General features: G+C 67.2%; 33 protein-coding genes and 1 pseudogene. 27 read left to right on the top strand and 7 right to left on the bottom strand.

The window, feature by feature from the left end; genetic code table 11:
* Positions 1–96, top strand: a pseudogene (locus AB0P17_RS41840) (response regulator); the annotation flags it as partial.
* Between the two features lie 49 nt (positions 97–145).
* On the opposite strand, the gene AB0P17_RS41835 reads toward AB0P17_RS41840, so the two are convergent.
* The 5 genes from AB0P17_RS41835 to AB0P17_RS41815 all read right to left on the bottom strand — a co-directional run bounded on the left by AB0P17_RS41835 (position 146) and on the right by AB0P17_RS41815 (position 5,412).
* Positions 146–2,521 (bottom strand): DNA topoisomerase, encoded by a 2,376-nt coding sequence (locus AB0P17_RS41835; RefSeq protein ID WP_365820139.1) that lies wholly within the window; start codon positions 2,519–2,521, stop codon positions 146–148.
* Positions 2,522–2,756: 235 nt separating this feature from the next.
* On the bottom strand, positions 2,757–3,176 hold the full coding sequence (locus AB0P17_RS41830) for a hypothetical protein (protein WP_365820137.1): 420 nt from the start codon (positions 3,174–3,176) through the stop codon (positions 2,757–2,759).
* A gap of 126 nt (positions 3,177–3,302) precedes the next feature.
* Positions 3,303–4,472 carry a hypothetical protein gene (locus AB0P17_RS41825; protein WP_365820135.1) on the bottom strand — a complete coding sequence of 390 codons (1,170 nt, stop codon included), beginning with the start codon at positions 4,470–4,472 and terminating at the stop codon, positions 3,303–3,305.
* Positions 4,469–4,867, bottom strand: a complete 399-nt coding sequence (locus AB0P17_RS41820) for a hypothetical protein (RefSeq protein ID WP_365820133.1) — start codon at positions 4,865–4,867, stop codon at positions 4,469–4,471. The genes AB0P17_RS41825 and AB0P17_RS41820 overlap by 4 nt, the downstream gene beginning before the upstream one ends.
* 329 nt (positions 4,868–5,196) lie before the next feature.
* Positions 5,197–5,412, bottom strand: coding sequence for a hypothetical protein (locus AB0P17_RS41815; RefSeq protein ID WP_365820132.1), 216 nt, complete (start codon positions 5,410–5,412; stop codon positions 5,197–5,199).
* Between the two features lie 309 nt (positions 5,413–5,721).
* Here AB0P17_RS41815 and AB0P17_RS41810 point away from each other — a divergent pair, with 309 nt between their 5' ends.
* The 25 genes from AB0P17_RS41810 to AB0P17_RS41690 all read left to right on the top strand — a co-directional run bounded on the left by AB0P17_RS41810 (position 5,722) and on the right by AB0P17_RS41690 (position 21,296).
* The gene (locus AB0P17_RS41810) at positions 5,722–6,165 is read left to right on the top strand and encodes a hypothetical protein (RefSeq protein WP_365820130.1); all 444 of its coding nucleotides are present in this window, start codon (positions 5,722–5,724) and stop codon (positions 6,163–6,165) included.
* A gap of 80 nt (positions 6,166–6,245) precedes the next feature.
* On the top strand, positions 6,246–6,755 hold the full coding sequence (locus AB0P17_RS41805; protein WP_365820128.1) for a hypothetical protein: 510 nt from the start codon (positions 6,246–6,248) through the stop codon (positions 6,753–6,755).
* Positions 6,756–7,051: 296 nt separating this feature from the next.
* The gene (locus AB0P17_RS41800) at positions 7,052–7,492 is read left to right on the top strand and encodes a hypothetical protein (RefSeq protein ID WP_365820126.1); all 441 of its coding nucleotides are present in this window, start codon (positions 7,052–7,054) and stop codon (positions 7,490–7,492) included.
* A gap of 86 nt (positions 7,493–7,578) precedes the next feature.
* Positions 7,579–7,773, top strand: coding sequence for a hypothetical protein (locus AB0P17_RS41795; protein WP_365820124.1), 195 nt, complete (start codon positions 7,579–7,581; stop codon positions 7,771–7,773).
* Between the two features lie 149 nt (positions 7,774–7,922).
* Positions 7,923–8,327: a hypothetical protein gene (locus AB0P17_RS41790; protein WP_365820122.1), complete on the top strand. Its 405-nt coding sequence runs from the start codon at positions 7,923–7,925 to the stop codon at positions 8,325–8,327.
* A 228-nt stretch (positions 8,328–8,555) separates the two neighbouring features.
* On the top strand, positions 8,556–9,266 hold the full coding sequence (locus AB0P17_RS41785) for a hypothetical protein (protein WP_365820120.1): 711 nt from the start codon (positions 8,556–8,558) through the stop codon (positions 9,264–9,266).
* A 112-nt stretch (positions 9,267–9,378) separates the two neighbouring features.
* Positions 9,379–9,774, top strand: a complete 396-nt coding sequence (locus AB0P17_RS41780) for a hypothetical protein (protein WP_365820118.1) — start codon at positions 9,379–9,381, stop codon at positions 9,772–9,774.
* Positions 9,771–10,307, top strand: a complete 537-nt coding sequence (locus tag AB0P17_RS41775; protein ID WP_365820116.1) for a hypothetical protein — start codon at positions 9,771–9,773, stop codon at positions 10,305–10,307. Before AB0P17_RS41780 ends, AB0P17_RS41775 begins: the two co-directional genes overlap by 4 nt.
* A 107-nt stretch (positions 10,308–10,414) precedes the next feature.
* Positions 10,415–11,200: a hypothetical protein gene (locus AB0P17_RS41770; protein ID WP_365820114.1), complete on the top strand. Its 786-nt coding sequence runs from the start codon at positions 10,415–10,417 to the stop codon at positions 11,198–11,200.
* Positions 11,201–11,284: 84 nt separating this feature from the next.
* Positions 11,285–11,737 (top strand): hypothetical protein, encoded by a 453-nt coding sequence (locus tag AB0P17_RS41765; protein WP_365820112.1) that lies wholly within the window; start codon positions 11,285–11,287, stop codon positions 11,735–11,737.
* Between the two features lie 63 nt (positions 11,738–11,800).
* A complete protein-coding gene (locus AB0P17_RS41760; protein WP_365820110.1) occupies positions 11,801–12,340 on the top strand; it encodes a hypothetical protein in 540 nt (179 codons plus the stop codon).
* 3 nt (positions 12,341–12,343) lie between these two features.
* The gene (locus tag AB0P17_RS41755; protein ID WP_365820108.1) at positions 12,344–12,778 is read left to right on the top strand and encodes a hypothetical protein; all 435 of its coding nucleotides are present in this window, start codon (positions 12,344–12,346) and stop codon (positions 12,776–12,778) included.
* A 563-nt stretch (positions 12,779–13,341) separates the two neighbouring features.
* Entirely contained in the window at positions 13,342–13,785 is a 444-nt protein-coding gene (locus AB0P17_RS41750) for a hypothetical protein (protein ID WP_365820106.1), read from the top strand.
* A gap of 455 nt (positions 13,786–14,240) precedes the next feature.
* On the top strand, positions 14,241–14,618 hold the full coding sequence (locus AB0P17_RS41745) for a hypothetical protein (RefSeq protein WP_365820103.1): 378 nt from the start codon (positions 14,241–14,243) through the stop codon (positions 14,616–14,618).
* 146 nt (positions 14,619–14,764) lie between these two features.
* Positions 14,765–15,391: a hypothetical protein gene (locus AB0P17_RS41740; protein ID WP_365820101.1), complete on the top strand. Its 627-nt coding sequence runs from the start codon at positions 14,765–14,767 to the stop codon at positions 15,389–15,391.
* A 118-nt stretch (positions 15,392–15,509) separates the two neighbouring features.
* Positions 15,510–15,818 carry a hypothetical protein gene (locus AB0P17_RS41735; RefSeq protein WP_365820099.1) on the top strand — a complete coding sequence of 103 codons (309 nt, stop codon included), beginning with the start codon at positions 15,510–15,512 and terminating at the stop codon, positions 15,816–15,818.
* A 99-nt stretch (positions 15,819–15,917) separates the two neighbouring features.
* A complete protein-coding gene (locus tag AB0P17_RS41730) occupies positions 15,918–16,220 on the top strand; it encodes a hypothetical protein (protein WP_365820097.1) in 303 nt (100 codons plus the stop codon).
* A 72-nt stretch (positions 16,221–16,292) separates the two neighbouring features.
* Positions 16,293–17,009: a GGDEF domain-containing protein gene (locus tag AB0P17_RS41725; RefSeq protein ID WP_365820095.1), complete on the top strand. Its 717-nt coding sequence runs from the start codon at positions 16,293–16,295 to the stop codon at positions 17,007–17,009.
* 82 nt (positions 17,010–17,091) lie between these two features.
* Positions 17,092–17,760: a hypothetical protein gene (locus tag AB0P17_RS41720; RefSeq protein ID WP_365820093.1), complete on the top strand. Its 669-nt coding sequence runs from the start codon at positions 17,092–17,094 to the stop codon at positions 17,758–17,760.
* A gap of 80 nt (positions 17,761–17,840) precedes the next feature.
* Positions 17,841–18,344 carry a hypothetical protein gene (locus tag AB0P17_RS41715; protein WP_365820091.1) on the top strand — a complete coding sequence of 168 codons (504 nt, stop codon included), beginning with the start codon at positions 17,841–17,843 and terminating at the stop codon, positions 18,342–18,344.
* Positions 18,345–18,405: 61 nt separating this feature from the next.
* Positions 18,406–18,576, top strand: coding sequence for a hypothetical protein (locus AB0P17_RS41710; protein ID WP_365820089.1), 171 nt, complete (start codon positions 18,406–18,408; stop codon positions 18,574–18,576).
* A gap of 74 nt (positions 18,577–18,650) precedes the next feature.
* Positions 18,651–18,965 (top strand): hypothetical protein, encoded by a 315-nt coding sequence (locus tag AB0P17_RS41705; RefSeq protein WP_365820087.1) that lies wholly within the window; start codon positions 18,651–18,653, stop codon positions 18,963–18,965.
* Positions 18,962–19,336 carry a hypothetical protein gene (locus AB0P17_RS41700; protein WP_365820085.1) on the top strand — a complete coding sequence of 125 codons (375 nt, stop codon included), beginning with the start codon at positions 18,962–18,964 and terminating at the stop codon, positions 19,334–19,336. Before AB0P17_RS41705 ends, AB0P17_RS41700 begins: the two co-directional genes overlap by 4 nt.
* Positions 19,337–20,183: 847 nt before the next feature.
* Positions 20,184–20,783: a hypothetical protein gene (locus AB0P17_RS41695; RefSeq protein ID WP_365820083.1), complete on the top strand. Its 600-nt coding sequence runs from the start codon at positions 20,184–20,186 to the stop codon at positions 20,781–20,783.
* A 195-nt stretch (positions 20,784–20,978) separates the two neighbouring features.
* Complete coding sequence (locus AB0P17_RS41690; RefSeq protein ID WP_365820081.1) at positions 20,979–21,296, top strand: hypothetical protein; 318 nt, start codon at positions 20,979–20,981, stop codon at positions 21,294–21,296.
* 201 nt (positions 21,297–21,497) lie between these two features.
* Here the strand turns inward: AB0P17_RS41690 and AB0P17_RS41685 are convergent, their stop codons facing one another.
* Together AB0P17_RS41685 and AB0P17_RS41680 are read right to left on the bottom strand one after the other, a co-directional pair.
* Positions 21,498–21,647, bottom strand: a complete 150-nt coding sequence (locus AB0P17_RS41685; RefSeq protein ID WP_365820079.1) for a hypothetical protein — start codon at positions 21,645–21,647, stop codon at positions 21,498–21,500.
* 177 nt (positions 21,648–21,824) lie between these two features.
* A complete protein-coding gene (locus AB0P17_RS41680) occupies positions 21,825–22,271 on the bottom strand; it encodes a hypothetical protein (RefSeq protein WP_365820077.1) in 447 nt (148 codons plus the stop codon).
* 379 nt (positions 22,272–22,650) lie between these two features.
* On the opposite strand from AB0P17_RS41680, the gene AB0P17_RS41675 reads away from it, so the two are divergent.
* A complete protein-coding gene (locus AB0P17_RS41675) occupies positions 22,651–23,139 on the top strand; it encodes a single-stranded DNA-binding protein (protein WP_365820075.1) in 489 nt (162 codons plus the stop codon).
* Positions 23,140–23,855: the final 716 nt, after the last annotated feature.

Here is a 23,855-nt window from a genome sequence, read left to right as displayed (position 1 = left end):
GTCGCCGAACTCGCCCCCGACGTGGTCCTGATGGATCTGCGGATGCCGCACTGCGACGGGGTGGAGGCCACCCGCCGGATCCGTACCGAGCACCCTGTTCAACTGTCACCAGTTGAACAGGCGAACCCACCAATAAACCCGGGCATCAACCGAACGTCGGGACGATTCTCTTCTTGCCGCCCTCTGTCTTCCAGGAGATACGGGCGTCGAAGGTCTTGCCCTTGGATGAGACGAAGCCCGTGCCCTGGATGGTCTTGCCCGCCGCTAGGTCCTTGCGCTGAGCGTGGGTGAAGGTCACTTCGCACCAGGACCGAGGCGGCTCGTCTCTGGAGCCGAAATCAGAGGTGATCTTCTTTGTCTTCGCGTCCCAGCTGACCCTGCAGCCGAAGGTCTTGCCCGTCCGCGCGCTGACGAAGTCGTCGATCTCCAGCGACTGGCCTGCCAGAAGCTCTGTGACCTCCGCCGGCGTGAACGTCCGGCCAGACCACTTCGTCGGCCTGTCCGGCACCTCCAGTTGGAACCCGACGAACTTGCGGCGCCTGAAGTCGCCGACGCCGAGCGTACCGGTGGCCGTGAAGGGTTTGCCCTCCGTCGACCTTGCCTCGAACGAGATCGTCTCGCCCGCGAGCAGCTTCGCGATCTCGTCATCGCTGAACGTGTGGTGCGACCAGACCTTCTTGAAGGCGACCTTCTTCGGGCCGCCCGGAGCGCCCTGCCACACACCCTCGGCGCGGGCGGCTTCGACCCGCTCCTTCAGGCCCAGCTCGGCGCGCATGGACGCGGCGTTCCTCGCCATCGTGGCGATGTCCTCGCGCACCCAGTCGGCGACGACAGCCAGACGCTCCTCGGCGGTCGCCCTCCCGGCGGCGATGTCGCGCATGTCGGCGTAGACCTTCTCGGTGAGCCCGAGATCGCCGATGCGCGTGCCGGGCAGGAGCCTCCAGCTCATCTCGCCGGCCTGTGCCAGCCTGAGCTTCCGACCCTTCTCGGCCAGCAGCGGATACTTCGCCCTGTCGTTGGTGATTTCCGAGTACGTCGACGTGCGGGTCGCGCCCGTGCCTACGTCACGCTTCTCCAGCTGCTTCATGAGCCACTTCATCGTCGGGTGTTCGGGGCGCTTGTTCGCGCCCTCGAAGATGAACGGCTCAGCGTTCCGGCCCAGGCCCTTGCCGGACTCGTTCCCGTCGTCCTCGGCCGGGCCGTCGCCCGCGTCCGGATCGAACACGGCCCGCCAGCCGGGTGACTTGGGTACGTTGGCGATGCCGACGAAGTCCGGGTACTTCTCCACGTGGCCCTTCTGCTGCTCGTAGTGGTAGTCCTCAGCGAGCATCGCCAGATAGCTCTTCGCGAGCATCCCGTAGAGGAGCCGCCCGGCCTTGCCGTACTTGCGCTCGACCTCGTCCAGCGACGAGGGCACCTTCGGTCCCGGACGGTTCGCGCCGTGAGCGCCCTGGGGCTTTACATGCGTGGAACGAGGCCGGCGGTGCGTCAGAAGCCCGGCGTCGACGCCGACCACCGCGGCGATCTTGTCGACCAGCGGCGCGAGGTCCTTGAACTGCTCGGGGGTGATCGTCTTGTCCGCGGTGCGCGGGTAGGAGACAACCTGGTCTTCGTACATCTTCTGGTAGGTCGAGAGCGTCAGGATTGCCTTCACACCCTTGCCGACGAGCATCGAAGACAGGGAGGCAAGGTCGAGCAGCTTCGGCGGCGAGGTCTTCTTGTCCGCCTTGCTGTCCAGGACGACAGTGGAAGGGCTGTACTGCTGCGGCACCTGACCCTTCAGCTCGAACCGCGACTCGTCCGGATTCATATACATGACGTCGTTCTCGTCGCGGAAGCGGTTCTGGAAGAACGGCTTCTTGACGTAGGTGTCGTAGTCCTTCTGCTGGTCGCCGACGAGAGAGACCATCGCCGACTTCAGCCGGCCCTGGCGCAACACGAGGTCCTGGCCGGACTGGCGGCCCATCGCCGTGGCGATACGGGTGAACTGCATTGAGAGGTAGTCCCACTGCGAGCGGTACATCGCCTTGCGGTACTCGCGCTCGTCCTGCATGGACGTCACAGGTCGGCGCTGCTCGAAGGCCTTCTGGATCGAAGCCTTCGACTCATCGGTGAACTCCATGCGGCTGAACTGCTTGCCATGGAAGCTGAGTTCGTCGATCGCCTCCCAGAAGAGCAGGTCGCCCTCGCCGGACGGATCCAGGTCCGTGGCGATGACGATTTCGTCGCCGCGGCCGAGCGCGCTGCGCAGTGTCTTGATGACGTCCGCGACGTTCTTCTGCGGCTCGCGCTTCCACGTCAGATCATCGGGATCCCAGGGCAGATTGCCGAGATCCCACTTCTGGTAAGCGTCCGCGAGCGAGGGGGCCACCATCGCGTGCGGCTGGACGAACTCATAGAGATGGCCCCGCAGACTCGCTACCTCATAGGTCGTGCCCTTGTAGCTGCCCTTCGCTCCGCCGAGGGCGCTGGCCATGTTCCTCGCTGCGCTCGGCTTCTCCGCCACCACGATCGCGACCATGCGTGACTCCTTATCGTCATCGACTAGCAAGCAAGTTCGATCCTACTCGGAAGGGGCAATTGAATGACGCGCGGGTGGTGATAGAATTGCTATTTAAGGAGATCCTTGGTGATGCTTCGGGTGTGTAGAGAAACCCGGTACTGGCGCGCTCTTCGGGCAATCACCGCTCGTCGGAAAAGGAGAAGACCCCCGAGAAGAGACTTCTCGGGAGGGGGGCTTCGTCTGCCGGGCGCTACTACCGAGTCGGCATCGCCACACCGAGCCGGACGCGGTGCACCCGTCGCAGCACCTTGCCGAGCGTCTCGAGCCCCTCAGGGTGCTTCAGGCCTTCCTCCAGTTCCATCAGTCGGATGGGCCGCACTCCAGCTACCTCGGCGACCGGCTTGCGCGTCGCCCGTCCCCTGAGCTTGATCAGCAGATCCGGCAGGTCTGCTGCGAGGTCCTCGAACGTCCGGAACTTCTCCCGCTCGCCCATGCGCGTGTGGCCGAGGGGAATCGCGCCGCAACTCTCCTCGCAGCAGTACCAGCTCGTCGACGCATCCTCCCGGAGCCTCGCGGGGATCTCCTGCTCGCTCCGGTAGCGGCGCTTGAAGACCCACGCCCCTTCACGCCGCGTCCGGCATCCGCGCGGCGCGTCCTCGGGCTGCGAGGCCATACCCGCACAACGCGGAGTGCAGTACAGGCCGAGGTACACCGGGTCCTGGGCGCGGAGGCCCAGACCCTTGCCGCACGTCATGGAGCGCTGCCGGACGGGGGAAGAGCTTCGCCTTGCCCGTCACGGTCATCGAATAGGCCGTCCTTCCCGCTCGCGTTCAAGCTTCGACTGCTTCCTGGTCGCTTCCCGGGCCATGTCCCGGAGATGGATCGCCTCCTTGTGCGTGATCGGCGCGTCATGGAGGTTGTGCGAGCCCCGCAGGAAGTTCTCCGTGCGGTCGGCGATGGAGTACGCCAGCGCCTGCTCGACCACGGCGGTGGTCTGGCGCACCTCGCCCAACTCGTCGCGCAGCTTGCGCAGCAACCCGTCCCGCGCGCGTTCGGCTGCCTCGATGTTCGCCAGGCGCGCCACCACGCTGCCCAGTAGCGGGTCGCGGGAGCGGAACAGCTCGACCGCGCGCTCGGTGGCAGGATCGGCATCAAGGTGCAGGTCGAGCTGCGCCAGCAGGAACGCCGTCACCAGCGTGCCCTGGCTCAACCGCCGGCTGAACTCCCGAGCGGCGCTGTCGCCCACCCCCAGCTCACGAACCGCGGCTGCTCGCAGCTGCTCCCGCAGCGCGTTCAGGATGCTCTCGGGCAGCGCCTTGATGTGCGGCTGGCTCTGCACGCCGACGAGCCGGAAGCCGGACTGGGGGAGTGTGGCGGTCTCGGCTGAACTGCCAGATCCTCCCTTCGAGGCCGCGCTTTGCGCGGCGTCCTGATGGTCGGTGAACCGCAGCGATCCGGACGTTGCGCGCTCGGGTTCATCCGGTGCGGAGAGGGCGCGATGCGCAGCCACTTCGGCCGCAGCGACGTCCTTGACGGCCGGCTGTGCCCCAGGGGCCGGAACGGCATCAGCCGCAACGCCCGCCGGTGCACCTCCCGGGGGCACCGGGTCAGCGGGATTCTGCCCTGCGCCGACACCGCCGTGCTGATGGGATCCGCCAGTCCGCTCGGAGTCGCCGGTGTCGGGCTCGTGGTCTGGTTCCAGGTTCGGACGGTCCGCTGCGGCTTCCACGTCGAGATCTGCCTGCGGACCTCCATCCGTGAGCTGAGAGCCGATCTCACCAGCCTCATCGAACTGCACCTTCGGCTCAAGCGTCGCCGCCTCAGCCTCGGACCGTGCCGCCTGGGCCTGGACACGCTTGAGCTCCTCGCTCCCACCGCGCCTGTAGGCGTCGAGGAAAGACGTGTCCACCTCCATCACCTCGTTGGTAGGAGTGGTCGTCTCCAGTATCTCTGCGAAATCCCGACTCATGCGAGCTCACCATCCCTGTCGTCCAGGAGGTAGTTGTCGCCGCGGGTGAGCCCGATCAGCGAGTCGAAGCCCGTGGTGACGACGCGTTCAAGGTTCGCCGAGTTCTTCGCCAGTGCCGCAACCTGGCCGACGAGCTCGTTGAGCCGCGCGACCTCCAGGGTCGGCAGGTCGTAGTCGAGGTTCTCGCGCCGGATCTTCTCGACCACTGCCTCGGCCACGTACTCGTTCAACGAGGAGAATCCGCGCTTGTCAGCCCAGTACTCCGCCCGCTGCTTGTCGTCAGGGTCCAGCCGGATGAACATGCCCTGGCGGCCACTGCTGCTTTGCGTTGCGCCCTTCTTCGTGTCGCGCACGGACTGGGTCTTCTTCTTCTTCGACTCCTGTGGGGTGGTCATGCGCGACTTCTCCTTGCCATGGTCGACTCATTCAATGTGGCGCTTTGCCAAAGCTACCCAATGAGTCATTTGTGTTCTTTTCGTTGGAATCCGAATGTCTGTGGAGTCACTGATCTGCCCAGTTGGCCCTCCCTGGCAGGGCATTGACGCAGCAGGCGACCTGCCGGAGGGGGGAAGGGGTTGAGCAGGGTCAGCTGCTGCGGGCTACACCCGTTTTCGCTTGACTCGGCTGGGCCTTTCGTCTGCCGGACTCCTGTGCAGGAGCCTGGCGTGGGGCGCGGCGTCGCGTTCGTCGTGCAGTCGGCGAGTCCGCGGGTGAACCTCGGCGGCTAGATCGTCTTGTCCTTGACATTGAGTAGGTGGCCGACGAGCGATCCGGCGTCGATGGCCTTGGCGGTGCTCGCAGACGGACTCGGCGTAGACGGTGACCGTGGAGCCTGGGTTGTGCTGCCGTCGCCACTGGAGCATCCGGCCAGCAGGCCGCCCACGGCCACGGTGAGTGCCGCAGCCGCGAGCGCGGCCTTCCTCGTTCTTCGGGTCTTCATCACTTCGCGCCTTTCCTGCCCTGTCGCTGTCTAGTCGGATTGAATTGACTGACCTTTGAGGGTACCTTACGTGAATTCCTATCAAGTGCCAGTCGTCGGCCATTCGGAAAGGCTGCGAGGTGAGGAGGCGCAGAGGGCGTACCCGAGCCCCGTCCGGCGCGCAGGGTGCGTGCGAGCTGGTTTGGCTGACGGGGATCAACGGAGTTGATCCGGGCGCTCTGTAGCGCGTCGTGCGCATGCCGACTGCGAGCGGCCCCCTGCCGGGTGGCTGTTCATGCGCTTTCCACCTCCTCCCGCGAAGGGCTGACCATGCATGCTGTGCACGTCCCCGCAACTACGAAGTCAGGTCCGGTCGTCTACACCGACCGGGAGCTCCTGGGCGTGCTCATCCGCCTGGCGCAGGGGGAGGGCACTCTCGGACGTCGTACGTTCGAACAGCGCCGCAGGGGCGCGGGCCCGTCGGCTGCGCTCTACGAGCGCCGCTTCGGCAGCTGGAACCGCGCGCTGGAGCTCGCGGGCCTCGACGCGGTCGCACAGCCCGAGCACCTGCGGGATGCGACGACGAAGTGGACCCAGGAGCAGCTCATCGCCGCGATCCGCTGGTGTCTGCTGGTAACGGGGTCCACGACGCTGGCGGCCTACGAGGCTTGGCGCACGGATCCGGCGAATCCGAAGTCCGATGTTCCGCCGGCCAACACCATCCGCTTCCGGATGGGCAGTTGGTCGCGAGCCACCGAACTGGCTTGCAGCTGAAGTCCATCGGCATCTGCGATGCCGCTCACGCCGCACTGTGGGCAGGCCCGAGTCGGCAGATCTTCCCGGGAAGGGGATTCATGGCGGATGTAGTCACTGTCTGCATTCTGGAGCCGTGCTGCGAGAAGTCGGAGCCGGGCTGCACACCGATGCCGAAGCCCTACTACGTGCGCACCCTGGGCCGGTCGGACTCGTGCAACCACCTCCACAGTGAGCGGCGGAAAACGACGATCACGGAGTACGACACGCGCGGGGAGGCCGAAGCCGAGTACCAGAGCAAGGCGTGCGGCTGGAGGTCGACGGATGGGTGGCTGTACGAGGGCGAGATGCCGCCAGAAGGGGAGCGGTTCCGGATCATGCCGATCAAGGACACCCTGACCACGCACTTCTGGCACGGGGAGCCGGTCGAGATCCCGTTCCCGACCATCGACCTGGCCCGCGAGTACGCCGAGGAGTACCACGAGTATCCCGACGGCGGGCGCCACAAGCAGATCCTCTACAACATCGTCGGCGACCAGGACACAGTGGTGCGCTGGTCGTCCTACACGGTCAAGGCCGGAACCGAGCTGACCGCAGGCGACTGGGCGTAGCACGTACCGAGCCGGCGGGTGAAGGTAGATCCGCTGCCCGACCGGATCCTGGAGTTCCAGCGGAAGCGGCCGTAGAGCAGACGGCGACGGACGCGAGTGGACCGGTCCCTGCCCGCCGCACGATCACCCTCTGGGCGTAGCACCACCCGCCGGCATCCGTTCCCGACGTTCGGAAGCAACTCGGTGCGGCATATCTGAACAGCAGCGTTGCCTCCACGTCCGGGCCTCCGCCACTGCACGCTGCCTACCCCCCGGCGCTGTCTCATCCACCTGTACTCACCATGACAAGGAACACCGTGTTCAACACTCCCTTGGCTGTGCTCCCGCGCGAGGCGGCACCCGGCGATGTCTCCGAAGCCCTCACCCGGCTCTCCGAGGCCCAGGCGCTCCCCTTCCACGGATGGGACCGCACGTACAGCGCGCGTATCCAGAACCTGGCCGGATGGCTGCACTGCGCCGCCATGTGGCGGGGCCAAGACCTCACCGAAGCCGCCGACATCCCCGAAGGGGGCGGCCAGGTCGTACTCCACGCGCTGATCGACGCGCATGCGGCCATGCTGGCCCGCCACGAAGCCGAGCTCGCGCCGTACAAGGACACCGACGGAACATTGCTCGGCGAGGACTACGACGAACACGACAAGGCCGCCGACCGGCACATCGAGGAGGTCGTGGAGATGCTCGGTCTCGTCATGGCGGTCCTGGTCGGCGAGTTCGGGCGGCCGGCGAACACCCCGTAACCGCATCTCCCGCTCAGACCCGGACCACAGCTGCAGCAGGCTGTCCGGCCCCGCCGTCCCCTCACCTCAAGGAGAACCTCACCCCGATGTCCACTCTCGACCCTGTGTGGCAGGCCCACAAGACCGCCGACGACCTCAGCAACAGCCTCGCCGTCTTCTACGAGGACGGCTATCAGGCCGGCCACACCGGTCTCACCGAATCCCAGAGGCAGACCCTCGCTGGCCAGCTCGGCACACTTCAGCGGGATCTCGCCAAGGTGGTCGTCGTGCCGACATCTTGAGACACCGGCACTCCGCCACCCGGTGCTCTTTCGCCAAGTCTCTGCCGCGGTCGGACGGCAAGCACGACTACGCCGAACTGCACACGCGGCACGAACAACGACGGCGCTGCCGTATCAGCTCGGCAGACAACGACCGCAAGGAGTACCCCATGTCCCCCGCCGGGTCCAGCAGCCGCGATGCGGTCCAGGCCACTCCCGCCCCGTTGTCGGGCGACGCCGTGCAGGACGTAGTGGTCCTCGTCAGTCTGGCCCGACAACGAGGACTGACCGAGACGGATCTGGACGAGCTGGTGTACGAGGCACTCAACGCTGGCGCTTCGCGCGCTGTCAACGGTGGTGCCCGGCCTGAGCTCAGTGTTCTCGACGCCTTCGACGCTGAGCACGACCGGGCGGACGAGGCGGCTGCCCAGATCAACAACCAGGGTCTGGAGGCCCAGGTCGAAGCCCTCGCATCCGAGTTCGGCATCGCCGCGGCCGGAGACCTTCTGCGCGACGGGTCCTTGAAGCAGTCCACCAGCCAGCCGGGCACCGACGGAGTGCCCGGCCCCCCATGAGGCCTGGGACGGAACCCGGCGCTGTCACCGCCACACCCACTCGCAACAGCCAGCATTAACTGTCGGCCGAATCCGAATCGCGGTGCGGCACCTGAGGCGCCGTACGCCGCGATTCGGATTCCCGGTGCGGCACTCATCTGTCAGTGCGATCAAAGAGATTCCGAAAGGGGGATGCCTGCACAACATCCTATTTTGCATTAACTGGCCCATTTCTTGAGGAGGTACTTCATGGCCTTTGGTAAGCGGACGGTTCTGGTGCCGGGGGTGATGTTCATCATCCGGCTGCCGCTCTCAGAGGCATGCACGCAGATGCAGGTGGCCGCCAAGGTGATGGGTGCGGAGATTGTCGAGGGAAACCGGGCGGTTCAGCTCTACGACGGCAACGGCAACCGGTTCTCCGCGCCGATCACCACCGGTGAGGCCGGGATTCAGACGAGCCTCGCAACCGGCGAGATGTGGTCGGACTCCGTGTTCGCCACAAATGTCTTCCACTCGTGGACGGCGGCCCGGGGCAAGTTCTACATCTACGTGGGCGGGCAGCGGCTCTGCGGGACGGTGACCGGTCGGTACGAGGAAGCGCTCGACGAGGCGACGTATCACCGTGAGCGGGGACAGCAGGCCGATGTGCGGTACGTCCGCGCGAAGGAGTGCTACCAGATGGAGCGCGGCGGCACGGGCTGGTTCCAGGCCGTACCGATCGAGGACGAGCCGAAGATCTCCACGCTGTTCAAGGCCCGGGGCGCGAACGCCCCGCTGGGTGAGCGGTGGACGGTCGAGCGGCCGTTCCAGTCGTACGGAACCGAGCAGAGGGCACTCGCGGCCGGGCGGTCCCTGGCGCACCACTACGGCTACGGGTGGGCGGTTCGCGACACCTACATGATCCCGAGGTTCGACGACGTCCAGATCTTCGTTGGCCGCTACGTGATCGGAGAGTTCTGATGATGACGCTGGAGCTGGCGACGGAGCTGCTCGCGGGGCTCAAGGTCGGGGACCGGATCGCGGTGAAGGACCCCGCGCGACGAACCACCCGGGCCGGTGGACGAACTACTGGGTGGTCGAGGACCCGGCGATCAATCTCCCCGCCGCGCGCCGGTGCCAGCACGGGCACGCGTCGGTAAGCCTGCGGGTCTGGCGGCACGCCGGCGGGTACGTGGACCAGCTCGCGGCCTGCCACTTGACCGACCCGAGCCAGTGGGTGCGCAAGGAGGCCAGACTCTGGCAGCCGGTCGAGGGCGCGCAGCACATCGTCTCAGCGACGGGCTTCGAGGACAGGGACACGGGACAGACGTGGCAGTCCACGGTGTGCGGCGAGCTTCTGGAGAGCACGGGTGACCGGAACTGGGGCGCGGGGCACATGACCCACCCGTCCTACGGTCGGCACGGCGACCAGATCACCTGCCCCGGCTGCCGGCTGAGCAACGGACTCGACCTGGAGGAGCAGGCGTGAGCACGGACACCACCGCAACCGCCTCGCAGACCAAGCACCGGGACCCCTGCGGCTGCTGGCTGCCCGGCCAGCGGCCCTGCTGGGTCGACGAGTGGGCCACGGAGCGTGTCGGCGCTGCCGCGTCGGACGACTGGACGTTCGTCGTCGAGATGGACGGCGGCCAGTGGCGTCCGGCGCCAGCCGGACGGGTCGCTGGAGTACAGGCACACGAACTTCTGAGAGGGCACGGCATGACGCAAACCCATGAGTACACCCTGCTGGGCCGCCAGGACTGGGCCGGTGACCTGCGCGTCGAGCGCGTCGGCGTGAACTGGCCCGAAGACAAGATCCAGCAGGAGGTCGACGCGCTCGACGCGAACGGATGGTGCGACGCGTTCCAGGCAGAGTCGGTCGCGCAGGCGTTCCGGGCGGCGGGCGAGCAGTACTGCGACGAGACGCACCTCGACTCCGCGTCCACGCTGTACGACGACCGGGGGCCCAAGTCGAAGGCGATGTACGAGGGCCGCACGCTCCAGGAGCAGTCGGCGGCATGAACGGCCCGGCACGGTGCAGGCGCGGGTTCGATTCCCGCGCCGGGCGCGCAGCATTCCATCCCTGTTTTGGAAGGAGAATGATGAGTGGGTATGGAAGCATTCGCACGGTGCGCAACGCCATCGTGGAGAAGCTGACGGCGGAGGGGCGTGAGCCGAGCGCGTACAACATCACCGGGATCGCGCGGGACGCGTTCACGGCGCGGAGCGGCGGCGGGTACGACGCGGCACCGGAAACCGAAGTCTGGCGGACCGCCGTCGACAAGCACCGCCGCCCGTACGGAATCGGCGACCTGGTGCGCGTCACGGTCAGCACGAAGAGCGGGCATGTGGAGCTGCACTACGGCAGGATCGCCCAGTTCCGGAAGGCCAACGGAGGTGCCTACCGCGGCCGGCCGGTCAAGCCGCACTCCGTGTACGTCGAGCTGGACCACCACACCAGCGGCTGGCTGGGTCCGCTCACGGAAACCACCCCCGCGCTCGCCGACTTCGAGATCGTCAGGGAGTGGGGGGAGATCCATCGCGGCGCCAACAACGGGGACGGCTACTACCGGTGCCTGCGCTGTGGGCTCCACTCGTACAAGGGCGCCAAGGTCATGATCGTGCACAAGATCAGCAACCAGCGGGTCCGCCTGTGCCAGGAGTGCTTCACCGACGACGAGCTCGGGCGCCTCGGGCACGAGGTCATGTTCTACGAGCGCCACAGCAGGCAGACCATCGCCGAGCTGACCGAGAACCCGGAGGCGATCACGGAACCGGGGAGCGGCTCCTCCTACGAGAAGTCCGACGGCCAGGTGTACCGGGAGTGGGCGGACACCTTCCCCTGGATGGTCCCGGCCGCGGCCGCCGCGCTGTACGCCGCCTCGAGGGAGCAGATGGCGCCCGTTGCGGGGTGAGGTTGGAACAGCAGCAGTCCAGAGGCCCGGCGACTTCCGCCAGGGCCTTTCTCGTTTCCGAGGGAGGTCGTGATGTACCGCATCGTGGTCGCCGAGCAGGACCCCGCGACGTTCCACGGGTACCGGCTGGAAGATCTGGACGACAACGACGCCGCCGCAATACGCGAGGGCCGCATGGTACTGGCCGCCATCGGGCTGGAGAGACGGCGCGACGACGGTGTCTGGGTTCGAAAGGCCGAAAAGATCAACTTCACGGTCCCCCCGGATGTCGTGGGTGAGTACCCGCACTTCGAGGAGATCGCTGACGAAGAAACCCGTTTCTGGGCCTCCGACATGTGGGGCGCCATGCTCGAAGCGCCGGCCGGAGCGAAGGCCGTCTGGGGCCGGCTCATGACCCGCTGCACCGTGGTCGAGACCGAGACCGAACCCTACGAACTCAGTCTCAAACACACCGGCTACGTCCTCATCCGCGACATGAGCGGCGAACGCCGCCGGGTCTCCGCGGAACTGATCTCGGTCGAGACCGACGAGGCGTGAACCACCCCTTGACCGGCAGCGCCCCCGCGCAGAGCGAGGTGGCGCCATCACGATGGGAACCGAATGCAGACCGACAACACCTACACCTATGCCGAGCGCGACATCGTGCACCAGACCCCGATGCCGGACGGCCGGATACTGATCCTCGCCTACGGCGGCACCCAGGACCCCTGGGCGACCGGGTTCCTCGGCGAGGACAACGGCAGGTACTTCGACACCCGCAGGGCCGGGTGGCAGAGCTACGCGAAGCGCATGGCCGAGGGCCTGGGCCTCATGGTCGCACCGGAGGGCTCCGTGGTCCTCAGCGCCGAGCAGATCAACCGGGTACAGGCCGGGGCGGCGGACCTGGCGAAGTCGCACGACGACTTCGAGAAGGCGCTCGGGACGGACAACTGCGACCCTCAGGTCCGCCTGCGAGCCGAGGAGAACATCGCCGAGTCGGCCATGAACATGGGCAACCTCCTGCGAGACCTCCGGCTCTACACGCCCGCCAACACGACCGAGGAGGACAGCGAGGACGAGCCCGCGGTGGCCGAGACACCCCAGCACACGACCGGAACGTTCGTCGAGGCCGTCACCAACGGCGAGAACTGGAACAGGTGAGTCATGCAGAACCGAGTGAAGCTCGCCTGCGGCCTGGCGACCGGGTCGGGCCCCCGATTCAACAGCCGCGGAACGCTCGTCACGTGCAGCGCCATGTTCTGCGACAACGAGGCGACACACGTCCTGGAATTCGTCCCGAGCGAGGGAAACCCGGAGCGGTGGGGCGCGTACTGCGAGAACTGTCCGGAGCGCCGCATCGCGCCCGCGGCAGAGGTCGACGCCGCCCGCGAGCAGGGCGTGCGCCTCCAGGGCCAGTCCTTCGACACGACCAGGCTGCCGCTCCCGGACACGCACTGGCGGTACCGCGAGTTCACCGGCGAGGAGCGGGCCGAGATCGGCCTGGTCAAGAACGGGGAGCTGGTGGAGACCTACGTCAGCCCCGGCGTCTTCGAGTGGCACAAGCCCCGCAACGAGAACGAGGGGAACATCCGCTGGTGACCGAGTCCCCCTTCGACTGGTTCGTCGACCTGACACCCGAGCGGAAGCTGGAGCGCCAGGTGCTGCGGCTCGCCCTGGCCCACCCTGGACCGGCGTCGAGACCGAGACCGAGACCGAGCCGTACGACCACTGCATCAAGCCCACCGGCTACGTCATTGTCCGGGATATGAGTGGCGAGCGGCAGCGGGTGTCGGTGGAGACGATCTCGGTCCAGCCCTGCGAGGCGTGATCCACCTCTGACTGTCAGCGCCCCTCAGGGACGGTCCGGCATCCCTTCGACACTGCCTGCCCGGCTGCCGCTCGCCCTGTGCGCCGTGTCCCGTGCCCGGAGCCCTCGCACGAGTCCCGGCCCGACCGCCCGTGTAACAACCCAGATCTGCATCGCGCTGCCACGCAGCCTCAGCCGCCGTGACCTGGCTGAGGCTGCTCCGCAACTCTGCTCTCTGAGCCCCGGCCGGGGCCGGGTCATTCCCCCTCCGCTCCCCACCCCGTGCCGCCCCGGCGCGCCACTCCGAGCCGCTGCCCGCCGGGCAGAGCCAGCGAACACGAGCAGAAGGACACACATGGCCACCGACCAGCGCAGCGTATTCGCTGCCGGGATCGCCCGCCTCGTCAGCAAGCACAAGGGCCTCGGCAGGGCCGAGGCCACCACGAAGTCCGGGTACATCGTCCGTGTCACCGGCATAGCGGGTGGACACGTCGGTGCTATCGACATCACCGACCCGGATGGCCGCGAAGTCCGCCGCGCCGATGGCTGGAAGATCGGCGAGACCGCCGAAGTCGCCGGGTTCCTGTGGGACATGCTAGCGAAGGACAGGGCCAGAGCGGCCGAGCGCAAGCACCTCACGGGCCTCAAGTCCGTGAGCATCGCCTCGGCGGATGCCACCGGTCGGGCGGCCAGCAGGGAGACGAGCAGGTACCACCTCGCTCCCGAGCAGCTCGCGCAACTTCTAGCGCTGGCGTCGCAGATGGCGTCCGCGAACGCGGCCGTCGCCGCAGCTGACTGAAGACGGGCTGCTCACCGCGCCCGCCGTGCTCGCACCCTGCTGGCCCAGGTTCCGCGCTCCCGTACCCGGCCCGACCGGCCGCGCCGTGCCGCCTCACCGCCCTCCGGCCCACTGTGCATCCCATCAACCCGCCGCACCTCCGATAGGAGTACCGGCCATGACGCCCGCCCTGACCCGCCCCGGCACACCCACCCAGCACCCCATCCACGAAGGGCCCGGCCATTACCACCCACACCCAGCACACCCCGACCAGCCCCGGCCCGCACGAGAACACCCCCCACACCACGTACGCGTTCCTCGTCCCCGGCCTGATCACCGTCTACGTCACCGCCCCCACCGAGGCTGCGGCCCGCAACGAACTGGAGCTGGAGGGCGCAGACACCATCGAGCTCCACGACCCGCACCCGACAGCCGGCCGTCTGACCATCACTGGACTCGACCTCGTCCCGGCCGCCGTGAAACTCGGCAAGGCCAACGACACCTTCGTCGACGGCTCGCTCCCCGACGCCGACTTCCACATCTCCGACATCGCCCACGTCGCCGCCCGCATCCTCAACAGCGAAGGAACGCTGGACTGGAGTGCATACCCCGGACCGCACGCGGTCACTGGCTACCTGGAGAACAAGTCCCGCGACACCGGCACCTACACCCTCTCCGTGGTCGAGGGCACCCTCCAGCTCCAGCGCGATCGGTCGGACACTCCGTGCGCCGAGTTCGACGGCAACGACCTCCCCACCCTCGCCGAAGCCGTCGCGACCGCAATCCTGGACAACCTGTGCCGCAACGAAGACTGCGGCGAGTCCACCGCCGGCGGCGAAGGCTACGACGGATAGTGCGGCAGCTGCGCCGACGCAACCGCCCACGCAGAGTACGAGCAGACCGAGTACGACCAGAATTCGCCTCACCTTCTCTTGACGTAGCGATGGCCGATGGCTCCTGCACGGAGCTGTCGGCCCCTTTCACATCCGAGGAGAAGCTTGTGGACGAGATGAAGTGCGCGACGCCAGGCTGTGGCCCCGCGGTCGAGATCTGCATTCGCGCGGTCCTCAGCGTGGCGGACGACGGCAGCGTCAGCGTCTCCCATTTCCTGCTGCCCGAGAGCACCGGGACCGAGTGCGGGCAGTGCGGGAACCCGCCGACCGATCCCAGGGACTACACCGACCAGATCCGTCGCATCGCCCCGGTGGAGGTCGGCGGCCCGAAGGTGCTGCCGAAGATCGAGGCCCGGACGCGGACCGACGTGATCACTTATGTCGACAGTGACGGCAACCCGCAGACCGAGTACTTCATCAACGGTCAGGAGATCGTCGCCCCGATCACCCGGAACATCCACGAACACGTCATCGACCCCGGCCGCTCGGGTGGCAGCCACGTCTGGGCCTGCTCGATGTACGACTCCGCGTCGAACTCGGGAATCCCCGACGCGGTCCGCACCAAGTTCGCCGGCGCCATCGAGACCAGCGGCCACAACTGCCACGAGGAGCAGTGCACCTCCTGCGAGAACTGCGTCACGGAGCCCTGCCCGCTGATCACCGACACCGCGAGGGAGCCCACGGACGCCCGAGCCGCCGAGGAGGCCGAGGAAGCGGAGGAATCCGAAGAGTGAGCGTGCCAAGGGTCCACCCCCGCTCTCTTCCCCCAGTCGACGCAGCTGCACCACCGCGACTACGGCGACCCCAGCACCCTCATCACCCTTCGGCTCGACTTCTGACGAGGAGGCCTTCATGGCCGTCCAGACCACCCGGACCGACACCTTCACCGCGCTCGACAGTTGCTTCACCTCAGAGCTCGCGGTCCTCATCGGCAGCGAACCGCCGCGCGGGCTCACCCCGAACCGGTTCATCTACCTGGTCGAAGAAGTCCGCGATGTCCTCGCCGGCTCCAGCCTCGGCAACTTCCAGGACGCCAGCGACCACTTGGACTCCGCCGCGGCCTACCTCACCGCCGCTCTGACCGAGCCCGCCACCGATCAGGCCGCGCTCCTGGCCCAAGCACGCATCTATCTGCGCGGCGCGATCGAGACGGCCAACTGAACCCCGCCTGAGTTGAGCGCGCTCTGTGCCGCTCCCGCCCCTGCACCCATCGGGGCTGGAACGGTCGCAGTGACCCCTCAACCCAGAAGGGAGACGGACGTGCCGCTGCCCTACTTCGAGGTGAATGTCCCGATGCGCAGCACCGAGCAGACCGGCGCGCGCGGTCTGCACCCTTTCACCGGCCGGGCCGACAGCCGCAGCTCCGCCCTACGGATCACGCACGAGGTCTACGACGCGGCACGCGCCGCGACGGAGACCGGGAGAGAGATCCCCCACGGGCGGCCGGACGGCTGGTGCGCCCGCAGATTCCGGCCTGGCTGGGAGCTCGACTGGACAGCCGCGACCGCGGGCCGCTGGGCGAACGTCTGCCGCTCAACCGAGCTCAGCACCTTCGAGTTGTAGCTCTGCCCCGGGACAGCCGCTCTGCTTGACCGGCGCCACCCACCCCGTACGAGACGAGAGGGAAACCTCAGTATGCACTTCGTCCTGCGCACCAGGGGCCGGATCGGCCCGCGTACCCTCCTGATAGCCACCGCAGCCGTGCCGCTGACCGGCTGGGTGGTACACGCCGTCGCGCTGCACATGAAGCTCGCCGCAGCGAAGAAAGACCCGCTGACCCGCCTTCTGCGCCGCGACGCCTATACCGCCCGCGCCCGCCGGCTCCTGGCCCGCCATGGCGACGACACAACCACAGTCATGGTTGACGCGGACAGGTTCAAGAGGATCAACGACGACCTCGGACACGCGGCGGGCGACACCGTCCTCGCAGCAATCGGCGCCCGGCTCACCGCCTGGGCAGGCCCGGGCGCCGCGGTCGGCCGTCTCGGAGGCGATGAGTTCGCCGTGGTCCTGGAGCTGACCGCAGGCAACCTCGAACAGCGCCTGGAGCAGCTGGTGCGGATGCTGCACACCCCCGTCACGCTGGACGACGGAAGCACCGTCGACGTGGCCGCGTCGGTCGGCGCCGCGACCCCGGCCTCGGTCGGTTCCCGCGACCTGACCGTGCTGCAGAGGGCTGCGGACGCCGCTCTCTACGACGCCAAGCAGTCGGGTCGCGCGGTCCTCGCGACGGCGCAGCACCGCACGGTGCCGTCCGTCAACGGCCGCCGGGCCGGACGTCCGGGCGCCAGCGTGCAGGGGGAGCGGTGCCCCGTGAGCACCACTACCAACACCGGGGAGAACTCCAAGTGAACGATCCCCGTATCCCCGTATCCCCGTTGCCGACATCCGCGCCGCGCAGAACAAGTGCCTGGAGCTGCTGGGTCTCGACCCGGTGTCCGAGACCGAGTACGAGAACATGCACCACCGCTCCGGCGACGACTTCATGACCGAGTACCGCTACAACCGCCGGGACACGGTCGACCGGGTCGTGGGCACAGCCGCCGAGTGGGTCAGCGTCGGCGAGACCGTGGAAGCGACCGAGCGCGAGGTCCGCATCGGCGGCGCGCACCCACGCACCTACACCGTCATGGAAATGCCGAAGGGCACCTACGACGGCGCGGACTGCCGCGTCACGCAGGACGGCAAGTACATCGCCCACGCCGCAACGCTCCTGCGTGCGCTTTATCTGATTCAGCGACACTTCGTCTACAGCACCGTCGAACACCACGACATCATGAACCGGCCGATGTTCATGGAACACATGGGCGAAGGCCTCGACATCCGGGTGACCGAGGGACCGGAATTCGACATCGACCGGTACCCCGACGGCGGGTCGATCATGTTCACGTACGTCAACGACGACGACCCGTGCCGCGGCGAGTACTCCTACCTCGTCAACGACAACGAGGCCATGGCCACCGCGAACTGGGCCTTCATCGACGACAACGAGGAAGCCCCGGCCGCGTGGCGGATCAAGGCCATCGACTACCACCCTGGCGAGCCAGCCGTCACCTACTGCTTCAACGACGCGCGCGTGCCCGTCGACCAGGGCGACACCTGAACGTCCGGTCAGCTTCCGCCCTCCCCTTCAGGGGCGTAGCGGTCGCGGCCCCGCCAGCACGTACCGATGAGAGGACATCCGTGACCAGCACGACCCAGGCCCCCAAGCTCGACGGCGTGAAATGGCGCAGGCGCGCCTGCGAGCTGCCCAGCCGCTACAAGTACAACGTCGGGATGCTCAAGCCCGAGGAGACCACCAGCGGGCTCGGCTACATGGTCGACTGCAACCAGAGCGAGACGAAGTGGGCCGCGTACTGCTACACCGCCGACAACTCCCAGTGGTGGGCTGCGCACGGCAACGGCAACTCACGGGAAGTCCTCGCCCGCCTGGAAGTCGCCGACGGCAAGGACTACGCCGCCGTACAGCAGATCGACGACGGCACCGCCGCATTCGAGCAGCTCGCCGCGATCGACTGGGACAACATTCCCGTCGCGGCCGGCGACCACCACGTCTCCTTCCTGCTCGCCGGCAAGGTCCGCGACTGCAAGGACTACTACCAGCCCGAGCACACGCATCTGCGCTCGACTGTCGAGGGCTGGCTCAGCCGCTACTCCGCCGTCCACGCCCACCGATCCGAGAACTGACCGCGGCCCGACAGCTCTGGACCGGGCCCACCCCGGTGCCGGTGACCTCGCGGAGGACGACGTGATCTCCACACCGGACGCGTGGAGACTCGTCGCCGAGGTCTGGCCGGAGGAACACGAGATCGAGTTCTACGAGAACTACCCCTATGTCAACGAGGAATACAGCAAGTACTTCCGCGGGCCTGAGCTTCACGGCCTGCTGACCATCCTGCGCACCAACGAGACCGGATAAATGGAGGAGTACCTCTGCCCGCTCGGCTTCCTGGAGCTGGTTCCCATCCAGATCCCAGCCGACACCACCAAGGAGTGATCACGACCCGCTACACCCTCGTCGAGCACGAGATGCTCCCGAACTTCGTCGTCGCCGCCCGTGTCACCCCGAAGCTGGAGGCCAAGGCCAAGCAGCACATGGGTGTGATCTTCGACGACTACGCGAAGGCCGACGCCGCCGCGGACGAGATCAACGACTGGGCCTGCGCCCGGGCAAACGGCGCCGAGCCGATCTACCCGAACCGCATCGCGCACCTGACCGGATTCTCCTCCAAGTGTTCGGTCGACGGCCGACGCCTCTACATCCCGCTCACCACCCCCGACACCGCCACCGAGGAGAGCCGAACATGAACATTCCCGTCTTCCGCAGCCGCTACGGTGGCACGATCCAGTGGTACGACGGCAAGCGGCACCTCGCGGACCCGGGCGTCAACCACGGCTACCACCACATCGTCGCCTGGCACATCCTGATGGGCTCGCACGCCTACTACATCATCGACCGCTGCGCCGAGGCGAAGACCGCCGGTGCTCAGAAGGACATCTTCTCCTTCGACACCATCGATCGCTTCACTCCGACCGAGCACAAGAGCTGGAAGCGCTGGGGCACGTTCGGCGGCACCGACCAGCTCCGCGAGATTGCCGAGCACATCGTCGCGGAGCTGGACCACCACACCAGGGCTCTCGCCGCGCACCGCGCCCTCATGAAGGGAGCCGGCCGGTGAGTCCGATCGAGCTGCGCACACTGATCCATACCGCACTGAACAAGAAGGCCGGCACACAGTACGGCGACATCGTCAGCGTTGAGTAGATCCCACCTGCGCCCGGAGAGCCGGTGCGCCCGCGGGTGAAGGCACCGGACCCGATGGGCGCGGTCCGCACCCGCCTGATCGAGATCCGCGAGAAGAGCTGACGCAGCCTGCTCCCGTTGCCCCGGCCCGGTGTGGCTGGGGGAGTCCGGCGCCTTCGGTGCCGGTGCCGGACTCCCCCGAGGATCGGCTGCCGCCGGTGTCACTGTCGTGGATGTGGCAGCCTGGACGGCACGACGCGACAGTTGAAGGACGAGCCGACTCGATCGACGCTTACGCCGCCGCGACGGCAGTACTGTCCGGCCGTGGCCGTCGGCACATCGAAGGTCGTCCGGATTGGCGAGCTGTATCGCGAGCGGGCGCCGGCGGGTGAATGAACTGGATCGACGCAGTCGATCCGGAAGTAGATCTGCAGGGAACATCGGCACCGCACCCCCTCGACCACGGGCGCGGTCACTCCGTGGACTCTGCGGCAGGTCAGGCCAGACCGATCACCTCGCCGACGACTTCGCGACCAGCGCGGGATGTACGGCGCGAACTGCTCCCGCCTCCACGCCACCTGGGGCATGACCCGCCAGATCTCACGCACGCGGTGGCCCCACCCGGTCAGCACCGAGGTTGTGAACCCAGCCTGGTGGTGAAGCGCCACCGCGGCGAACCGCAAGGTCCCGGAGGCAGCCGAGGACCTCACATACGACACGAGCGAAGACGCCGCCGGCCCTTCATGCGCAGCCAACACCACCACGACGGACGGAGACGCCACGTGATGCTCGCGATCGGCGCGCTGCTCGGCTGCGCCACCACTCTGCTCGCCCTCGCCATCCGGCGCGCCCTGACTCTCGCGCCGCACTGCGGGAGGTGCGCGACCGCCTCGAACTGGCCAACCTCCCGGCACGGCGCCCGGCTCTGCCGCGGCTACGTCCAGGACCGTCGCCGCGAACAGCTGCGCGACATCAGGCACGGCCGCCCCGTCGAGGAGCCGAACCCGTGGGGCGAGGCGTACCTGCTCGACGAAGAAATTGCCCGGCGAACTGAAGCCGATGCAATGAGCACCAAGGCCACGACAGCCGTCGGTGACTTCGCCCGGACGCTCGCCGAGCTGGCCGATGGATATCCGACCGATCCGGCGGGCACCATGCCCGTGATCGTCACGGTCATCGCCCTGACGGCCGGCGAGCAGCACCAGGTCCCGGTCGAGCCCGGCCAGTTCGACTGGGTGACTGCCCTCGTACGGGACGAGCTGGATACCTTCCGCACCGCTCACTCCGACGGAACCGGCGACTGCGGGCATTGCCGGGGCACCAGCCTTACGGCTGGAAGCGGCGGTGCCGCCCTGGTCGTGGACGACAGGGGCCAATCGTGACGGCTGTCACTCTGCGGTCAAGACACCGACCTGGCCGCCCGGCTGCGCGCTGATCTCCCGGGGCCAACCGCCACCAGCCTGCGACTCCCGTCCTACGGCACGTGCTTCAGGCCCACGGACCATGTCAATGCGGAGACATCAACTGCCGCACCCGTCGGCGTTCACAACGCAAATCATGAGAAAGGCGAGGCCGCCATGGTTGAGTCCAGGACCACCGTAAGGCACGACGTCACCGTCGATTTCGGCTGCATCGAGCTCACGGGAGCACTCGTGCACGACAACGAGAATCGTCTGCTGGAACTCGAAATCGCCGAGGGCCCTGTCGAACCCATCTCGATCAGCCTGCAGGCTTACGGTCTCACACCCGAGCCCGGGAACGTCTTCATCAAGGACTGGTCCGAGCACTGTGGCCTGACGGCTCGCCTGGCGCAGGCGGGTCTGGTGACGCCCGTGCAGAAGCTCACTGTCGGGCCGCATCTCTCGACAGCCTACGAAGTGCAGGTGTCGCTGTAAGGGTTCCCACCCCTGAGTTCCTCGTGCCGTTCCTCGTAGAGGCTCCCATGACCGTCCGACGTCCTGGTCCGGCTGGACCACCACCGAAGGAGCCCACTGTGGTCCACTACCGCAAAGGGCCGAACGTGATGCTCGCCGCGCCGATGGTCACCTGTGCGCCGACCTCCTTGGCCGGTCGGATCCGGTCTGGCATCCCCTGGCTCACCTCGTCACCGTCCAGCTCTTCCCCAGCAGCCCGCGCCGCACCCTGACCCGGCCTCCGAGCGAGCTCAACGAGCTGCTGTGCGTCCTGCTGGAGATCTCCATCAATTTCTCCAGCGGCACTCTCTCGGCCGAGACGTGCGGCTTCACCCAGGCTCACCTCCGCGAAACCATCGACGCACATCAGCAGCAATACGGCCCGATCTGGGACTACTGACCACCTGCGGTCCTGCCGACTGTTCCCTGTACGGCCGTGCCGCGCCCGGCCCCATACTGGCAGGGAGACACGACCACCACCACAACCGGAGGACTCTGTATGGACCTCTGTCAGCTTGGCGCGCCGGCCGATCTGGGCTTCCGGCTCGATCTCGAGGGCCGGGCCCGTTTCAGCACGAGGACTTCGCCATCGAGGTCCAGGTTCGCCGTGCCACGCCCGAGGACGTCCAGGACTACTACGAGCACGAGTACGACCCCGACGAGGTCGTAATGGAAGGCACCGTGACGCTTTGCGGCGTCGACGTGGCCACGGTCGGAGCTCTCGCGAACGAGCGCGACGCCGACAGCATGAGGGAGGCCCTCGAACGGATCCTTGCCGGAGTCGTAGACGAAGTCCGACGCACCGTCGCCCAACTGAGCGTCCGCGTGCAGGAGGCCGACCGCAAACACCAGGCCAAGCAGACGTAACCCCTCAAGGCCGGGGGACCCGGCCGTTCCGTCATGCCATCCTGTGACTTTCGCCCTGATTTGTTGGCTCGGTGTCGTGCCGTCCGCCATTCCGCGTCTTCGCAATAGCCCTGGTGTTCTGGTTCATCACCCGCAACGCTGCGCGGGGTCAAGATCGCGGATCTCGGACACGTACAAGGCCTGATTCAGTTGCAAGAGGGGTGACACCGTTAAAGCAGATCAAGTGAAGGCCGAGCTGGGGGACATCACGCCCGGGTGTCTGGTCGGGAGTGGCCGGTAGATCAGCGAAGAACGAGAGCCTGATCGGCGAAGCCGATTCGGGGCTCGGAATGGCGAAGAATTCGATCAGCGCAGCTGATCCGGATGGTGGCATGACAGATAACTCAATATCTCAGGGATCCAACCCCACCCCACTGCGCGCGGACGGCCACATAGATCCGGGCGCTCTGCTGTTCCGAGGAGAAGACTCATGGCGAACCCCCGCAACAACGGACAGCTCATCGGCCGACTCGCGAACGACCCCAAGGTCTTCGAGAACAGGGACGGTTCCAAGAAGGTCCTGTTCACGGTTTTCACCGACCGCGCCTACACCAACGCCCAGAACCAGCGCGACTCGGACGCCGTGCCCGTCGAGGCATTCGTCCGCGCACAGACCCAGGGAGCGGGCCCCTACGCCAAAATCCACAAGGGTGACCTCGTCGCCGTCGGCTACACGCTCCGTATGGACCAGTACTCCAAGGGTGGCGAGCGGTTCTTCGACCTGAAGGTGATCTCCGGGGATATCACCTTCCTGGAGCCGCGCTCCGTGACTCAGACCCGCCTGAACGAGCGCGTGCAGAACGCCGAGGCCCGGATCCAGGCCCTGCGGGCCCCGGCTCCCACCCCGGTTGTGGCTGTCGCTCCGGCCGTCGCGTACACCAGCGCCGTGGACGAGCAGCTGCCCTTTCCTACCGCTTGACCATCTGTCGAGCTTCACCCCTCCCGCTGGTCCTGGTTGAGTGCCCCATCACCTTCAACCAAGCGAAGGAGCAGCGCATGGCCAAGTCCCGACTCCGTATCAACCTCACAGGCGAGACTGCCAAGCCGCAGGACAAGACCGTCTCGGCCAGGCCGCGGTGCCGCGTCCGGATCAACCTCACCGGCAAGCGGGAAGAGACCACAACCCCCTCTACATCGGTGCCTTCGAGTCCCGCTGCGGCCACTGCGGCAGGCCCACTTTTACGGCCGGGCTCCGTCACACCGACCTCTCGGGCTTGACGCCCAAGCCGGGGCGGGGTGCGCGGCGCGCTTCGTGAACATCGCCAGCGACTCCCACCGCAACACCTCCGACGACCTGCGTCGCGTCCGGCTCGACCTTCCCCTGCGCGATCACATTGCATGACGCCGATGCGCCCGCGGCCGACGACCTCGTTACCACCCTTCTGCTCCCGCACATCAGCACAGCTGCCCCAGGCGGTCGACGACATATCGGGGGCCGCCCCAGATCCGTCGGAGCCCGTTCCCTCGCCACCGCCCACCCAACTCGCCAAGATTGGAGCACGCATTGAGCAACACCACCCCAGCCATCCCTGCCCGACGACCCCATCAGCGGACCGTAAACACCGAGATCACCGCCCTGGACGTGGGCAGCATCGAAGGTGTCCGCGAGGCCATCGGCGTTTTCACCCGCCGGAT

It is taken from the genome of Streptomyces sp. NPDC088124 (assembly GCF_040685895.1).
Classification (GTDB): Bacteria; Actinomycetota; Actinomycetes; order Streptomycetales; family Streptomycetaceae; genus Streptomyces.
This window is presented reverse-complemented; position numbering and strand designations above follow the sequence as displayed.

Coding starts and splice junctions, on each gene's coding strand:
- AB0P17_RS41835 (WP_365820139.1), bottom strand. CDS start 2,521: ATGGTCGCGATCGTGGTGGCGGAGAAGCCGAGCGCAGCGAGGAACATG.
- AB0P17_RS41830 (WP_365820137.1), bottom strand. CDS start 3,176: ATGGCCTCGCAGCCCGAGGACGCGCCGCGCGGATGCCGGACGCGGCGT.
- AB0P17_RS41825 (WP_365820135.1), bottom strand. CDS start 4,472: ATGAGTCGGGATTTCGCAGAGATACTGGAGACGACCACTCCTACCAAC.
- AB0P17_RS41820 (WP_365820133.1), bottom strand. CDS start 4,867: ATGACCACCCCACAGGAGTCGAAGAAGAAGAAGACCCAGTCCGTGCGC.
- AB0P17_RS41815 (WP_365820132.1), bottom strand. CDS start 5,412: ATGAAGACCCGAAGAACGAGGAAGGCCGCGCTCGCGGCTGCGGCACTC.
- AB0P17_RS41810 (WP_365820130.1), top strand. CDS start 5,722: ATGCATGCTGTGCACGTCCCCGCAACTACGAAGTCAGGTCCGGTCGTC.
- AB0P17_RS41805 (WP_365820128.1), top strand. CDS start 6,246: ATGGCGGATGTAGTCACTGTCTGCATTCTGGAGCCGTGCTGCGAGAAG.
- AB0P17_RS41795 (WP_365820124.1), top strand. CDS start 7,579: ATGTCCACTCTCGACCCTGTGTGGCAGGCCCACAAGACCGCCGACGAC.
- AB0P17_RS41790 (WP_365820122.1), top strand. CDS start 7,923: ATGTCCCCCGCCGGGTCCAGCAGCCGCGATGCGGTCCAGGCCACTCCC.
- AB0P17_RS41785 (WP_365820120.1), top strand. CDS start 8,556: ATGGCCTTTGGTAAGCGGACGGTTCTGGTGCCGGGGGTGATGTTCATC.
- AB0P17_RS41760 (WP_365820110.1), top strand. CDS start 11,801: ATGCAGACCGACAACACCTACACCTATGCCGAGCGCGACATCGTGCAC.
- AB0P17_RS41755 (WP_365820108.1), top strand. CDS start 12,344: ATGCAGAACCGAGTGAAGCTCGCCTGCGGCCTGGCGACCGGGTCGGGC.
- AB0P17_RS41750 (WP_365820106.1), top strand. CDS start 13,342: ATGGCCACCGACCAGCGCAGCGTATTCGCTGCCGGGATCGCCCGCCTC.
- AB0P17_RS41735 (WP_365820099.1), top strand. CDS start 15,510: ATGGCCGTCCAGACCACCCGGACCGACACCTTCACCGCGCTCGACAGT.
- AB0P17_RS41725 (WP_365820095.1), top strand. CDS start 16,293: ATGCACTTCGTCCTGCGCACCAGGGGCCGGATCGGCCCGCGTACCCTC.
- AB0P17_RS41700 (WP_365820085.1), top strand. CDS start 18,962: ATGAACATTCCCGTCTTCCGCAGCCGCTACGGTGGCACGATCCAGTGG.
- AB0P17_RS41690 (WP_365820081.1), top strand. CDS start 20,979: ATGGTTGAGTCCAGGACCACCGTAAGGCACGACGTCACCGTCGATTTC.
- AB0P17_RS41680 (WP_365820077.1), bottom strand. CDS start 22,271: ATGGCGGACGGCACGACACCGAGCCAACAAATCAGGGCGAAAGTCACA.
- AB0P17_RS41675 (WP_365820075.1), top strand. CDS start 22,651: ATGGCGAACCCCCGCAACAACGGACAGCTCATCGGCCGACTCGCGAAC.